Source organism: Senegalimassilia anaerobia JC110 (assembly GCF_000236865.1).
GTDB lineage: Bacteria > Actinomycetota > Coriobacteriia > Coriobacteriales > Eggerthellaceae > Senegalimassilia > Senegalimassilia anaerobia.
Map to the genome: position 1 here is coordinate 521,814 of NZ_HE611015.1, position 13,562 is coordinate 535,375.

Annotated in this window: 11 protein-coding genes, 1 tRNA gene and 1 pseudogene; 1 reads left to right on the plus strand and 12 read right to left on the minus strand. The window is 64.0% G+C overall.

From position 1 onward, the window contains the following. Positions 1 to 11: 11 nt before the first annotated feature. The 3 genes from ispF to SFHG_RS05610 all read right to left on the minus strand — a co-directional run bounded on the left by ispF (position 12) and on the right by SFHG_RS05610 (position 4,098). The gene (gene ispF / locus SFHG_RS05600) at positions 12 to 509 is read right to left on the minus strand and encodes a 2-C-methyl-D-erythritol 2,4-cyclodiphosphate synthase (protein WP_042434751.1); all 498 of its coding nucleotides are present in this window, start codon (positions 507 to 509) and stop codon (positions 12 to 14) included. Continuing rightward, on the minus strand, positions 506 to 1,354 hold the full coding sequence (ispD, locus tag SFHG_RS05605; RefSeq protein WP_042434753.1) for a 2-C-methyl-D-erythritol 4-phosphate cytidylyltransferase: 849 nt from the start codon (positions 1,352 to 1,354) through the stop codon (positions 506 to 508). Before ispD ends, ispF begins: the two co-directional genes overlap by 4 nt. Before the next feature lie 170 nt (positions 1,355 to 1,524). Next, positions 1,525 to 4,098 (minus strand): ATP-dependent Clp protease ATP-binding subunit, encoded by a 2,574-nt coding sequence (locus tag SFHG_RS05610; RefSeq protein WP_042434755.1) that lies wholly within the window; start codon positions 4,096 to 4,098, stop codon positions 1,525 to 1,527. A gap of 326 nt (positions 4,099 to 4,424) precedes the next feature. On the opposite strand from SFHG_RS05610, the gene SFHG_RS05615 reads away from it, so the two are divergent. Further along, entirely contained in the window at positions 4,425 to 5,564 is a 1,140-nt protein-coding gene (locus SFHG_RS05615) for an AI-2E family transporter (RefSeq protein WP_042434757.1), read from the plus strand. 272 nt (positions 5,565 to 5,836) lie between these two features. On the opposite strand, the gene lysS is transcribed toward SFHG_RS05615, so the two are convergent. The 9 genes and pseudogenes from lysS to SFHG_RS10770 all read right to left on the minus strand — a co-directional run. Then, positions 5,837 to 7,780, minus strand: coding sequence for a lysine--tRNA ligase (lysS, locus tag SFHG_RS05620; RefSeq protein ID WP_042434760.1), 1,944 nt, complete (start codon positions 7,778 to 7,780; stop codon positions 5,837 to 5,839). 193 nt (positions 7,781 to 7,973) lie between these two features. Further along, the gene (gene greA, locus SFHG_RS05625) at positions 7,974 to 8,441 is read right to left on the minus strand and encodes a transcription elongation factor GreA (RefSeq protein ID WP_042434763.1); all 468 of its coding nucleotides are present in this window, start codon (positions 8,439 to 8,441) and stop codon (positions 7,974 to 7,976) included. An 88-nt stretch (positions 8,442 to 8,529) separates the two neighbouring features. Continuing rightward, positions 8,530 to 8,772 (minus strand): twin-arginine translocase TatA/TatE family subunit, encoded by a 243-nt coding sequence (gene tatA / locus SFHG_RS05630; RefSeq protein WP_042434766.1) that lies wholly within the window; start codon positions 8,770 to 8,772, stop codon positions 8,530 to 8,532. A gap of 186 nt (positions 8,773 to 8,958) precedes the next feature. Continuing rightward, a tRNA-Pro gene (locus SFHG_RS05640) sits at positions 8,959 to 9,035 on the minus strand. Between the two features lie 87 nt (positions 9,036 to 9,122). Further along, positions 9,123 to 10,295 (minus strand): 4Fe-4S binding protein, encoded by a 1,173-nt coding sequence (locus SFHG_RS05645; RefSeq protein WP_042434773.1) that lies wholly within the window; start codon positions 10,293 to 10,295, stop codon positions 9,123 to 9,125. 133 nt (positions 10,296 to 10,428) lie between these two features. Further along, positions 10,429 to 11,772, minus strand: coding sequence for a molybdopterin-guanine dinucleotide biosynthesis protein B (gene mobB / locus SFHG_RS05650; RefSeq protein WP_042434775.1), 1,344 nt, complete (start codon positions 11,770 to 11,772; stop codon positions 10,429 to 10,431). Positions 11,773 to 12,125: 353 nt separating this feature from the next. Further along, on the minus strand, positions 12,126 to 12,722 hold the full coding sequence (gene recR, locus SFHG_RS05655) for a recombination mediator RecR (RefSeq protein WP_042434778.1): 597 nt from the start codon (positions 12,720 to 12,722) through the stop codon (positions 12,126 to 12,128). 12 nt (positions 12,723 to 12,734) lie between these two features. After that, positions 12,735 to 13,079 (minus strand): YbaB/EbfC family nucleoid-associated protein, encoded by a 345-nt coding sequence (locus SFHG_RS05660; RefSeq protein WP_042434781.1) that lies wholly within the window; start codon positions 13,077 to 13,079, stop codon positions 12,735 to 12,737. Between the two features lie 75 nt (positions 13,080 to 13,154). Then, positions 13,155 to 13,562, minus strand: a pseudogene (locus SFHG_RS10770) (hypothetical protein); the annotation flags it as partial.

A 13,562-nucleotide genomic window follows, 5' to 3' on the forward strand; every position in this document is an offset into this window, starting at 1 on the left:
CCGCGCCCGAACTAGCTACATCGCGCCAGCAGGGCCACGGCCGTGGCGGAGATGCCCTCCTGACGGCCTTCGAAACCCAGGTGCTCGGTGGTGGTTGCCTTCACGCCGACATTGTCGACAGCGATGCCCATGGCGGCTGCCAGATTCTCGCGCATCTGCTGGCGATGCGGCGCCATCTTCGGCGCCTGAGCTGCGATGACGCTATCGACGTCGATGATCTGGTAGCCCTCTTCGCGCACCTTGTCCGCAACGGCCGCCAACAGCTTCATGGAATCGGCCCCCTCCCATTCGGGATCGGTGTCGGGGAAGAGCTTGCCGATGTCGCCGCCGCGGATGGCGCCGAGCAGCGCATCCGCCACGGCATGCGCCAGCACATCGGCGTCGGAGTGGCCGAGCAGCCCCAGGGTGTGCGGAATATCAACCCCGCCGATGATGAGCTTGCGGCCCTCGACCAGCTTATGCACGTCATAGCCCTGCCCTATGCGCAGGGCGCTGAATCCCAAGCTCATTGCTCCTGCTCGCCTTTCTGCTTGAGATAACGCTCGCGCACGGCGGCCACGAGCATGAGGTAATCCTCCGGAACGGTGAGCTTGATGTTGTCGCGCTTGCCCTCTACCACAAGGACGCGGCCGCCGAGACGCTCGATCAAGGAGCTGTCATCGGTGCCGACAAAGCCGTCGGAGAGCGCCGAGGCGTGCGCACGGCGGTAGATGCCCGCACGGAACACCTGCGGGGTTTGCGCGTTCCAGAACACGCTGCGGTCGGGCGTGCCGACGATGACGCCGTTTTCCACGACTTTCAGCGTATCGATGGCGGGATGGGCCACCACGGCGCCGTCGGCGTCGATGTTGCCCTTGAGGGTGGCGATGGTATGGGCGATCAGGTCGGCCGAGATGAGCGGACGGGCGCCGTCGTGCATGACCACGTACTCGAACTCCTCGGGCACCAGCTCAAGGCCGGAAAACGCTGATTCCTGACGCGTGGAGCCCGCCGCGGCGACCACGATGGGCGTAGCGAACGAGAAGGGGTCGACGGCCTTGCTCAGGTACTCGCCCTGGCGTTCGGCCGGGCAGACGATGACGATGAGGCCGATGTCGCCTACGGCGTCGAAGGCCTCGACCGACCAGGTGAGGATCGGCTTGCCGCCGATTTCCACCAGCTGCTTGCCGCCTTCCTTGCCGAAACGCTCGCCCGTGCCGCCGGCCAAAATGATGGCCGCCGTCTTCGGGTTCTTGTCGACCTTGCCCTCAAGGCCGGCCAAGGATTGCGTGAGCGCATCGATGTCGAGCGCCGTGGCCAGATCGGCCGCGGCGAGCACCGAAGACGAGAACACCGGGTCAACGGTCTTGGGCATGGTTTCCTCTTTCCGTCGAAAACAAATGAGGCGGCCCCTTTCGGGACCGCCTTACATTCTAAAGCAACTGCCGCGTTTTCGCAGGCACGCTACGCGCTGTATGGAAAAAGAGCGCGTGGCAGGCTTTCCCCGGCAGGCCCAGGCAGGGCGCAGCGGGAACAACCAGAACCTTAATCCGCAGCGCCGCCGCTTGCCGACCCGCCCGAGCCGGAGACGCCGGCGTGGCCCAGATCGAAGTTCGTGAGCAGAAGCTCGGCGTCGCGCGCGATGTTGTCGTGCTTGCGCGGCGCAGGGATGGAGCCCGTGCCGGGGACGAACGCAAGGCTCTCGCCGTCCTCGGAAACGTTTGCCTGGATGACCGATCCCGACGTCCACTTGCCCTCGAGCAGCTCTTCGGACAGCGGGTCTTCCAGCAGGCGCTGGATGGCGCGGCGCAGCGGGCGGGCGCCGTAGGCGGCATCGGTGCCTTCCTTCGCGATGAGCTTGTAGGCATCATCGGTAAGGTTGATGGTCATGTTCTGGGCGATCAGGCGCTCGCGCAGGTCGGCCACCATGAGCTTGGCGATTTCGACGATCTGCTCCTGCGTCAAGGATTTGAACACGATGATCTCATCGATACGGTTCAAGAACTCGGGCCTGAACAGCTTCTTCACCTCACCCATGACGCGGGACTTGATCTCCTTGTCGGAAAGGCCGGCCTTGCCCTCGGGGCTGAAGCCGAGCGTGGTGGGCGCGGAGATCTCGCGGGCGCCGACGTTGGACGTCATGATGATGACCGTGTTGCGGAAATCGACCGTGCGACCCTGGGCGTCAGTCAGACGACCTTCCTCGAGGATCTGCAGCAGGATGTTGAACACATCGGGATGCGCCTTCTCGATCTCGTCGAACAGCACCACCGAATACGGGCGCTGACGCACGGCCTTCGTGAGCTGGCCGCCCTCGTCGAAGCCCACGTAGCCCGGAGGCGAGCCGACCAGACGGCTGACGGAATGCTTCTCCATGTACTCGGACATGTCGAAGCTGATGAGCGCGTCCTCGGAGCTGAAAAGGAACTCGGCGAGCGCCTTGGACAGCTCGGTCTTGCCCACGCCCGACGGGCCTAGGAAGATGAAGCTGCCGGCGGGGCGCTTGGGGTCTTTCAAACCGGCGCGGCTGCGGCGGATGGCCTTCGATAGCGCGGTCACGGCCTCTTCCTGGCCGATGACGCGCTCGTGCAGCACGCCCTCCATACGCAGCAGCTTCTCGGTTTCAGCCTCGGTGAGGTTGGACACGGGAACGCCGGTGGTCATGGAGACGACGTCGGCAATGTCCTGCGCCGTTACCTGATGCACCGATTTCTGGGAATCTTCGGCCCACTTCTTCTCGGCCGCGGCGCGCTCGTCTTTCACGGCGGACTCCTGGTCGCGCAGCTTGGCGGCACGCTCGAAGTCCTGCTCGGCGATGGCCTTGTCCTTATCGGAGCGGATCTGGCGCAGCTTGTCGTCCATCTCGCGCAGCTCGTCGGGCAAGGTCATGTTGCGGATGCGCATGCGGGCGCCCGCCTCGTCCATAACGTCGATGGCCTTGTCGGGCAGGAAACGATCCTGGATATAGCGGTCCGACAGCGTGACGGCGGCCTGAAGCGCCTCGTCGGTGAAATGCACCTGATGATGCGCCTCGTAGCGGTCGCGCAGCCCCTCCATGATGCGCAGGGCCTGCTCCTCGTTGGGCTCGCCGACCGTGATGGGCTGGAAACGGCGCTCGAGGGCGCTGTCCTTTTCCAGGTGCTTGCGATATTCGTCGATAGTGGTGGCGCCGATGACCTGGATCTCGCCGCGCGACAGCGGCGGCTTGAGGATGGCGGCGGCATCGATGGAGCCCTCGGCAGAACCCGCGCCGATAAGCGTGTGCATCTCATCGATGAACAAGATGATGTCGCCGGCGTCCTTGACCTCCTTGATGCACTTCTTCAAGCGGTCCTCGAACTCGCCGCGGTACTTGCTGCCGGCCACAAGGGCGGACACGTCGAGCGTGAGCAAACGCTTGCCGCGCAGGATATCGGGAACCTGGTTGGACACGATGAGCTGCGCCAAGCCCTCGGCGACGGCGGTCTTGCCCACGCCGGGCTCGCCGATGAGCAGCGGATTGTTCTTCTGACGGCGGGAGAGGATCTGCATGACGCGCTCGATCTCGCCGGCGCGGCCGATGACCGGGTCGAGCTTGCCGTCGCGCGCCTTCTGCGTAAGGTCGGTGCCGAACTCCTTCAGGGCGCTGTCGGGCACGGTGCCGGCCGCCTCGAAGGGGTTGCGGCCCGCGTACACGGGGCTTTGGCCCACCAAATCGTTGAGCGCGGTGCGGATGTCGTCGCCCTTCACGCCAAGGCGCGAAAGCACGTCGAGCGCCGTGCCCTCGTTCTCGCGCACGATGCCGAGCAGCAGATGCTCGGTGGAGATATAGCTCTGCCCCATCTGCATGGCCTCGCGCAGGCTGTTCTCGAGCACGCGCTTGACGCGCGGCGTGAACGAAAGATGGCCGGACACGTCGGCGCCCTCGTCGATGGAGGCCACCTCGCGGATGCCCTTCACCACGGCGTCATAGGCCACGCCCAGGCGCTCGAGGGCCTGGGCGGCAAGGCCGTCCTTTTCCTGGATGAGGCCCAGCAGGATATGCTCGGTGCCCACATAGGGCTGATGCAGGGCGCGTGCCTCGTCCTGGGCCAAGACGAGCACCTTGCGCGCCTTGTCCGTGAACTTCTCAAATGACATGAAGCCTCGATTCTCGCGGCATATGATTATGGTCTCGGTTATTCATGTTAGCACTCCCGTCAATGGACTGCTAAGCCGTTTACGTATCGTATACATAATAAAGTAGCCCGGAGCCGCACAACGCCCGTTGCCCTTGCTACGTGCAATCCGCACACACCGGAAGCGCTATTTGACCCCTTTTGCCCCTTTTCACCCGGATTTCGCAAGCGGTTCTTCACGAAAGGTCGACAAGCGCGCAAGCACGATACCTTAACCGACGCACACGCTTATACTTATTGCGAAACGCGCAACAGCGCGACCCATCCCCCTTCAACCGACAGGATCGCATGAACAGGCACACCATACGCTACGCCCTTATCCTTGTCGCCGCCCTTGCCGTGGCGGCGCTGGCCGTCGCCCGATTCGACGGCCTATGCTCCATCTTCTCAACCGTCTGGTCCGCCCTTGAGCCCCTGGCCATCGGCGCGGTGCTGGCATATCTGCTGAACTTCATAGCGGCGGCGCTTGAATCGCGCTGGTTCCCCCATACCAACAACGCGCTCGCGATCAAAACCCGCCGCCCCATCTGCGTCATCCTGGCCATCACCGCCGTCACCTTGGCGCTTGCGGCGCTGACCTCGTTCGTGGGCGGCGAGTTCAAATCCGTGGGCGCCGCCATCATCACCGGCGTATCGGAAGCTGCGGCCATGGCGTCGCAGGCCATCGCGAACCTTCCCGGTGCGCAGGCCATCCCGATCTTGGACAACGCCACCTGGAACTCCATCGGGCAAAAGGCCCTGGACGCCATGGGCGGCACCGACCAGGCGCTGCGTATCGTGGCACAGACCAGCGGCGAGGTGGCCCATCTGACGCTCTCGATCTTGCTGGGCATGGTGTTCGCTCTGTATCTGCTGCTTGACAAGGACCGCGTGCACGCCGGCGCCATGCGCGCGGCCAGCTTTATCCCCGGCGAGGACCTGCGCCGCCGCGTGCTGCACGCATGCAGCATCACCAACGACTGCTTCTCGCGCTTCATCCGCGGGCAATGCATCGAGGCGGTAATCTTAGGCGCCCTGTGCGCCATCGGCGGCACCATCCTGCAGTTCCCCTATGCGGCTTCCATCGGCCTTATCGTGGGCGTGTCGTCGCTCATCCCATTCGCCGGCGCATGGATAGGCGGCATCATGGGTGCGGCGATGATCTTGTCGCAAGACCCCGTTCAAGCCCTGCAGTTCATCGTGTTTCTGGTGATCCTCCAGCAGATCGAGGGACACCTCATCTACCCGAACGTGGTGGGACAGTCGGTGGGCCTGCCGAGCATCTGGGTGTTCGTGGCGGTTATCGCCGGCGGATCGCTGTTCGGCCTTCTGGGCGTGCTTTTGGGCGTGCCCGTCATCTCCACGATCCGAACGCTTGCCATGGAGCACTTCGCGAAACAGGACGCGGAAAACGCATTGAGGCGCGAAGATGGGACCGTACCACAATAGACGCGTTCGGCATAGCGACGTTGAGCGAAGCATCATCGCCGCAGGGGCGTATCGGATACCCCGCGCCCTGCTTCGCCTTGCCTTTCGCGACAACCGGGCAGGCACGATTCCCAAGATACCCTTCGTAGGCCGCAGGCCTTAACGCTTTCCCATCCGCTAAGCCCGAACAGTTCGAGCACTGCCCCTCCCCGACCGATCTGCCTCCAAACACACGAAGGCCCGCCCGGGATCACCCAGGCGGGCCTTCGTGTGTTTATGCGATGATGCGCGGCTTAGTACAGCTTGGCGCCGGCCGGAATGCGGTCGGAAACCATGAGCAGGTTCAGACGCTCCTCGGTGGTATCGTCGTCGACCTTCTCCTCATGCACGGCAGACAGCAGCATGCCGCAGGAGGCGATGCCCATCATCTTGCGCGGCGGCAGGTTGGTGATGGCCACGAGCGTGCGGCCCACCAGCTCCTCCGGCTCGTAGTACGCGTGGATGCCGGACAGGATGGTGCGATCGGCGCCCGTGCCGTCGTCAAGCGTGAACTGCAGCAGCTTCTTGCTCTTCGGCACGGCCACGCAATCCTTGACCTTCACGGCGCGGAAGTCGGACTTGCTGAACGTGTCGAAGTCCACCTCGTCGGCGAACAGCGGCTCGACGACCACCTTGGAGAAGTCGATAGGCTCCTCGGCAGGCTGCTCGACCGGAGCGGCCGAACGTGCGGCGGGCTTGGCGCCGGCAGGGGCCTCGTCGCGCATGTGCGGGAACAGCAGCACGTCGCGGATGGTCGGAGAATCGGTGAGCAGCATGGTCAGACGATCGATGCCGATGCCCACGCCGCCTGCCGGAGGCATGCCGTACTCGAGCGCGCGGATGTAGTCGGCGTCGTATCCCATGGCCTCATCGTCGCCCATGTCCTTGGCCTCGACCTGCGCACGGAAGCGCTCGGCCTGGTCGACCGGGTCGTTGAGCTCGTTGAAGGCGTTGGCGTACTCGTGGCCGCAGATGAACAGCTCGAAGCGCTCGGTGAGCTCGGGGTTGTTCGGCAGCTTCTTGGCCAGCGGGGAGATTTCCAGCGGATGCTCGGTGACGAACACAGGCTGGATAAGCTTCTCCTCAGCCACTGCCTCGAAGATCTCGGAGATGAGCTTGCCCTTGCCCCAGGCGTCCTCGGCGTGTCCGCCGTTCTTCTCCAGGATGGCCACCAGGTCCTCACGGCTGCGGTCGAAGGAGACCTCTTCGCCGGCATAGCGCGTTGCCAGACCGCACATGGTCTCGCGCGGCCACTGGCCGGACAGGTCGATGTCGACGCCCTGGTAGCTGACCTTGAGCGTGCCGCAAGCGGCTTCAGCCGCCGCCTTGATGAAGCCCTCGGTGAGGTCCATCATGCCGTTGAGGTCGGAGAAGGCCTGGTATGCCTCCATGGTGGTGAACTCAGGGTTGTGATACGGGTCCATGCCCTCGTTGCGGAACTGGCGGCCGATCTCGAACACCTTCTCGAAACCGCCTACGAGCAGGCGCTTGAGCGGCAGCTCGGTGGCGATGCGCAGGAAGTAGTCGCGATCGAGCGCGTTGAAGTGCGTGACGAACGGCTTTGCGTTCGCGCCGCCCAGGATGGGGTGCAGAAACGGCGTTTCCACCTCGTAAAAGCCCTGGTCCTCCATGTAGCGGCGGATGGCGGCGACGATCTTGAAGCGCTTCTCGAAGACCTGCTTGACCTCGGGGTTCATGACCAGGTCGACATAGCGCTGGCGATAACGCGTCTCCTTGTCCGCCAGGCCGTGGAACTTCTCGGGCAGCGGGCGGATGGACTTGCTGAGCAGCTCGAAGGACGAGACGGCAACCGAGAGCTGGCCGCGGCGCGTGCGCATCATAGCGCCCTCGACGCCGATCCAGTCGCCCACATCAAGATCCTTCAGGCGGCCGAAGGCCTCTTCGCCCAGCTCGTTGATGCGGCAGAACAGCTGCATGTCGCCCGTGGCGTCGCGCAGGCCCAGAAAGGCGATCTTGCCCTGAACGCGCTTGGACATGATGCGGCCGGCGACCTTGACCAGGTCCTCGGTGGAATCCCCGTCCTCAAGGTGCGCGTAGAGCTGCTCGAGCTCGGCCAGATGGTGGCTGTAGTCGAACGCATGGCCATAGGGGTTTTGGCCCGCATCGAGCATGGCCTGGCGCTTGGCCTTGCGCACCTCGATGGGATCGTCTTCGATAACTTCAGGGGTATTGCTCATGGGAAAGCCCTTCTAAGTACAGGGATTTGGTTGAGTAAGCGAGAGCGGCTGCGGTACGCCGGGTTCTGCCGAAGCATGCGGGCATAGGCCCGTGGCCTTGTCCGTGAAACCGAATGCGCAAGCGACGCGGTGCAGACAGCCGCAACGTCGAGCAGTCCCGCTTGCCTGCGGGCAAGCGGGACTTGCAAATTTGCTAGTGCTCGATATTGACGATCTTCATCTTGATGACGCGGCCGGTCGGGCCGGTGGTCTCGATCTCGTCGCCCTTCTTGTGGGCCAGCAGCGCAGCGCCCACCGGGGACTCGTTGGAGATCTTGCCGGCATGGCTGTCGGCCTCGGCGGCGCCCACGATGGTGAACACGCGCTCACGGCCGCCCATGTCGACGGTGACGGTGGAGCCGATGTGCACGGAGTTGGAGCGCTTCGGGGTTGCCACGACGGTGGCCTCGCCCAGGATGCGGGTAATCTCGGCGATGCGCGCCTCGAGCATGCCCTGCTCGTTTTTCGCGTCGTCGTACTCGGAGTTCTCGGAGATGTCGCCGAACTCGCGCGCTACCTTGATGCGCTCGCCCACCTCGGCGCGCTTCTCGGTTTCCAGATAATGCAGCTCCTCTTCGAGCTGCTGCTTGCCCTCGGGGGTAAGAATGTAGTTGTCAGCCATGTTGTTCACCTATCTATACGAAAAAAGCGGTATGCGCCGGGCCGCAGCCCGTTGCGCATACCGCGTACCAACCTTGTGAAGCTGCGATCTACTCGCTCTTCTTGCGGGCAGCGGTGGTCTTCTTCTTGGCGGCGTCCTCGTCGTCTTCCTCGACCTCGACTTCGTCAGCCTCTTCCTCGGCCTTCTTGGAATCGCCCATGCCCTCGCGCAGGTTCTTCACGGTCTTGCCCAGAGCGCTACCGAGTTTTGGCAGATTCTTCGGGCCGAAGATAAGCAGGATCACCACGAGGATGATCAGAAGCTCAGGCACGCCCATTCCCAGAAATTTCATGTGTCCTCCAAGTACTCGTCCCAGCCCGGGCATCGGGCCTTGATATGCAACGCCGCGTACTTTAACATAACCGCAGCTTGCCGACGCACCTTCGATGAAAAGCACACGCGCTTGCGCAGCACTCCAACGGATATGCGCAGTTGCACGAAAAAGGCTCGGTGCGAACACCGAGCCTTGACCATGCAATGGTCGGGATGACAGGATTTGAACCTGCGACCTCTGCGTCCCGAACGCAGCGCTCTACCAAGCTGAGCCACATCCCGATTGCTGCTTTCGCAGCGGGGAATATATTAGCATAACCATCCGGCATCCGCGACGACTTTTTTCAAAAATTGCGGCCGAATGCGCGCCTATCGCTTGAAATTCGACAAGATTCCCGGTCTGGCCTGGGGTTTCGGCAGATAAATAAAACGCGGTTCGAAGTCGAACAGCTCGGCGGTGCGCACCTGCGGGCTTACCGAGATGCACTTCTTCATGCACGCATCCAGGCACAGGCCGCATTGCACGCACTCGGCACAGGAGAACTCCAGGAAGCTGCCGCCATCGGGCGTGCCGTCTGCGTTGGGGCTGGGCTTGATGGGGCTTTTGCTGAGCGCGCCCGTAGGGCAGAACACCGCGCACATGCCGCACGAGTTGCACACGGAGGCGTCGATCTCAACCCTGCCGAACAGGCGCGTCTCGACCTGCTCGACCACAGGCTCGCCCAAACGGTCCATGGCATCGAGCACCTGGCTGCGGCGCCGCTCCTGAAACTGGGGCAACGTGCCCGAAGCGCCCGCCCCCAGCTGCTCACGCAGCGTGGCTTCCTTGGCCTGCATGCCAAGGTTTTTGCGGATGACCATCTCGGCGGTCTTGCCCGCCGCGCTGGCCGTCCACGAAGTTGCGCTGGTGAAGAAGCCGCGGCGAGCCTCGCCGAGCAGGCTGTTCGCGTTCTTGAGCGCCAACCCTTCGGGGAACTCCGACGCGCGGGAGACCATTGCCGGCGCCCCCTGCGCCTGCATCAAGCTGTTTGCGGAAGCGATGGTTTCGTCCACGCCGGGCGAGGTCGCCCTGAACCTGCACGTTTTGCAACACCCGTCCACCAACACGATGTCCTTGGCGCCGACCGCCGCCAAGCCGAGCAGCAGGCTTTCGTCGACGCGCGCCAGGCAGGGCACTTCGGCGAACTTGTGCGGATCGGCCAGGCCCTTCGACGCGATGCGGGCGCAAGCGATGACCGCACGCCCATCAAGGGAGGCCATGGCCTCTGCCGCCGCCTGTTCAAGCGCCTCGTCGGCAGGGCGAACGGGAATCAAGGCCTCGGTGGGGCAAACCACCGTGCAGGCGCCGCACGCCACGCAGGCCTTGTGGTCGACGCTGAGCACGTTGTTGTGCACGCTGATGGCATCGGCCGGGCAGGCATCGATGCACTTGCGGCATGAGGCGTTGCGGTTTCGCACGGCCACGCAGCGCTTCGAAGCCGGCACGACGGCCTTGTCCTCAAGCTCCTCGGCCACTTCTATGATGTCTGCGATGTTCGGCATTCGCCTTCCCCCTCATTTACTCCCGCGCGTATATACCGCGGCGAAGATTAGCGCACGACCGCTGCGCGCACATCGGTTTCGCTTCATAATCTGCGCGAAATCGGCGCGGGTCGGTCACGCGCTTCGCATGGCGCTACTCGCACTCGATGCGATCTTGTATGATGCGCTCGAGCGCTGCCAGCTCGTCAGGCGTGTTCGCGTTCATGAAGCACCCGCCCATAGGCTCGGCCTCAAGCACCTTCTTTTGCGGGAACTCGCACACGTTTACCTGGTTGAAGAACACCTGGGCGCGCTTCTCCCCCTCATTGAGCGCCTCTCGCACTGCCGGCAAGCAGCCCGAGCGGCGGTAGATCGCGTGAAACGGCTCGAAGCCGTGCTTGTTGACGGGCACGACCACGTCCGCCCCCGTCCTGGTCATCTCGAGCGCTTCGGCGACCACGAGCGACGGCGATGCGAGCACCATGTCGCAAGCCACAACCGCCACATAGGGGTTGCGGGCGCAGCGAAGGGCCGTGTAAAGGCCCGGCAGCGCGCCACGCTCGTTGATGACGTCGGACTCGAAGCGGATGCCAAGTTCGGGATACTGCTCTTGCAGAAACGCAAGCTCCTTCGGCTCGTTGGTGGTGATGATGAGCTCGTCGGCCACCGGCGAGAGCCGCTCGATCAAACGGCAGATGAGCGGTCGGCCGCAGAACGGGACCGTGGCCTTGCTGCGGCCCATACGGCGGCTCTCGCCGCCGGCTTGGATAACCATGGACACGCGCGGGCGCGCGAAGCTCGCTTGAAGAAAATCCGCGAGCCCTGCCACATCGTTGATATCGAACGCCGGGATGCCGTACATGCCAGCGGCTTCGGCGGCCAGCGGGATGTCGGTGACCACCGCGACCGTTGCGGCCGTGGGCATCTTGTTGGAGATGTCGGCATGGTCGGGATTGCTACGCGCGAGACGATCCTCCTCGGTCTGGCCTAAAGGCTGCGCCACGGGGCGATCATCGGGATGGACCTCTGCCGCATAGGGCATGGAGCCACGTCCGAACTGGGTGAAATCCGTGCCGAGCGCCCAGCCCTTGCGAGCGCCCTCGGCGAACACCTCGGCAGTTCGGGCATCGGCCTTGTTGCCGGCACGCATGATCTCGATGGTGGGCAGGCCGCTTTTGCGATAACCTTCGACGATCACCACGTCGTGGCCGGGCATGCTCGCCACGATATCGGCGCACTCCGCTTCCCCATTGGTGGTTTGGATACGCGCCATCTGGCCCGGTGCCGCGATAACCGTCTCGCTGGCGCCGGCGTGGCGATGCCGCCACGAGTCTTTCCCGGGGATGTCGATATCGAACCCGACATGGCTGTGGTGCTTGACGCTGCCCACGTCCAGACCGCGACCGACCAGCTCGGCGATGAGCTTCTCGATAAGGGTTGTCTTGCCGGAATTATGACGCCCGACGATGGAGACCGCGGGACTGGGGAACTTGATCATGCGCATATCCTTTCGTGCGAAAAAGTATAGCACGCGCTTTCCGACGCACGCCCCGCGCACAAGACCGGACCCGGGCATTCCATGCGCTCCGTCTAACGAAGTGCTTATGATTGATAGATTTTATTGATATTCCGTGAAGAGATTGCTATAATGAATTTGCTTTTTTCGATAGCTTCGGCTTCGTTAAAAGGAAGAGAAGGGATTCCGTTTTTTGGAGGGGGCGGAATCCCTTTTTCTATGCCAAAACGCCGTCATCAGGCGAAACATGCGGGCCCCGCAGCTGTTCGGCTGCGGGGCCCGGTTCGTTCCCCTGGGTTTTGGCGCTACGGAAAACGCATGCAACGAAGACTGCGCTACAGCACGCGCCTTGCCTCAAGCGCCCGTCCGAGCGTCACCTCGTCGGCAAACTCCAGGTCGCCGCCCACGGGCAAGCCGCTGGCAAGACGCGTGACCTTGATACCCAGGGGCTTGATCAGGCGCGCAAGATAGGCGGCCGTGGTCTCCCCTTCCACATTGGGGTTGGTGGCCAGCACCACTTCCCGAATGTCCTCGCTGCCCAGACGTTGCATCAACTGGGGGATGCGAAGGTCATCGGGCCCGATGCCGTCCATAGGCGACAGGGCGCCCCCCAGCACGTGGTACACGCCCTGGAACACGGCGGTGCGCTCGATGGGCGGGATATCGCGCGGCTCGCTGACCACGCACAGCAGCTGCTGGTTGCGGCTGGTCGAGCGGCAGATCTCGCACAGGTCGTCCTCGGCGTAGTTGAAGCAACGGCTGCAGAAATGCACCGTGTCCTTCACCTCCACGATGGCCTGCGCCAAGCGCAGCGCCGTGGCGCGATCGGAGTTCAAGATCCAATACGCCATACGTTGCGCCGATTTCGGGCCCACGCCGGGAAGGCGTTCGAGCTCATCGAGCAGTTTTTGGATTGCGGGAGCCGATTGCACGGAACCGCTTCCCTACATCAGGCCGGGGATGCTCATGCCGCCGGTTGCGGCGTTGATGCGCTGGGCGCCCAGCTCGGCCACGCCGCGTAGCGCCTCGTTGACGGCCGCGGTGATCATGTCCTGCAGCATCTCCACGTCCTCGGGGTCCACCGCCTCGGGGTCGATGGTCAGGCTGACCAGGCTGTTGTCGCCCTGGGCGACCGCCTTGACCATGCCGCCGCCGGCGGAGGCCTCGAAGGTCATGTCCTTGATCTCCTCCTGCGCGCGGGCAAGCTCGACCTGCATCTTCTGAGCCTGTTTCATCATAGCGCCCATGTTGCCCATGCCGCCGCCGGGGAATCCGCCTTTACGTCCCATATCGTTTCCTGTTCTAATCGCGAATGTACGGGTTTCAAACCATTGCATTGTACCGGGCGCGGGCCCGGATGTGCGCTATTCCTTGACTTCTTCGAACGTCACGCCGCCGCCGAAGCCCGCCTGCAGCACGGCCCGCAGCTCGTCGGGGGTTTGCGGAGCACCCTCGCAGGAAGGCGCCGGCTGAGCCGCGAACGCCTGAGGGCGCGGCGCAGGAGCCGGCTGGGCCGAGATAGGCGCAGCAGGCTGCGCGGAGGCCGCGGGGCGCGGCGCAGCCTGAGGCTGCGGCATGCCGACCTGAGGAGGCGCCGGGCGTTGCGCTGTCACCGATGCCGCCTGCGGGCGCGCCGCCGGACGGGGAGCCCCCGCCGGATGCGGCTGCGAGGAGCGCGCGGGGCCGGCCGGCGCGTTGAGGAGCTCGTCCTCGGGCATGGGCGCGTCCATGTCGCCATAGGGGACCTGATCGTCCTCCCACGGCGGCACATC

What these genes read in the sequence shown, in the direction of transcription:
- ispF (WP_042434751.1), bottom strand. Translation starts at nt 509, where the DNA reads ATGAGCTTGGGATTCAGCGCCCTGCGCATAGGGCAGGGCTATGACGTG.
- lysS (WP_042434760.1), bottom strand. Translation starts at nt 7,780, where the DNA reads ATGAGCAATACCCCTGAAGTTATCGAAGACGATCCCATCGAGGTGCGC.
- greA (WP_042434763.1), bottom strand. Translation starts at nt 8,441, where the DNA reads ATGGCTGACAACTACATTCTTACCCCCGAGGGCAAGCAGCAGCTCGAA.
- SFHG_RS05615 (WP_042434757.1), top strand. Translation starts at nt 4,425, where the DNA reads ATGAACAGGCACACCATACGCTACGCCCTTATCCTTGTCGCCGCCCTT.
- SFHG_RS05645 (WP_042434773.1), bottom strand. Translation starts at nt 10,295, where the DNA reads ATGCCGAACATCGCAGACATCATAGAAGTGGCCGAGGAGCTTGAGGAC.
- SFHG_RS05660 (WP_042434781.1), bottom strand. Translation starts at nt 13,079, where the DNA reads ATGGGACGTAAAGGCGGATTCCCCGGCGGCGGCATGGGCAACATGGGC.
- tatA (WP_042434766.1), bottom strand. Translation starts at nt 8,772, where the DNA reads ATGAAATTTCTGGGAATGGGCGTGCCTGAGCTTCTGATCATCCTCGTG.
- ispD (WP_042434753.1), bottom strand. Translation starts at nt 1,354, where the DNA reads ATGCCCAAGACCGTTGACCCGGTGTTCTCGTCTTCGGTGCTCGCCGCG.
- mobB (WP_042434775.1), bottom strand. Translation starts at nt 11,772, where the DNA reads ATGATCAAGTTCCCCAGTCCCGCGGTCTCCATCGTCGGGCGTCATAAT.
- SFHG_RS05610 (WP_042434755.1), bottom strand. Translation starts at nt 4,098, where the DNA reads ATGTCATTTGAGAAGTTCACGGACAAGGCGCGCAAGGTGCTCGTCTTG.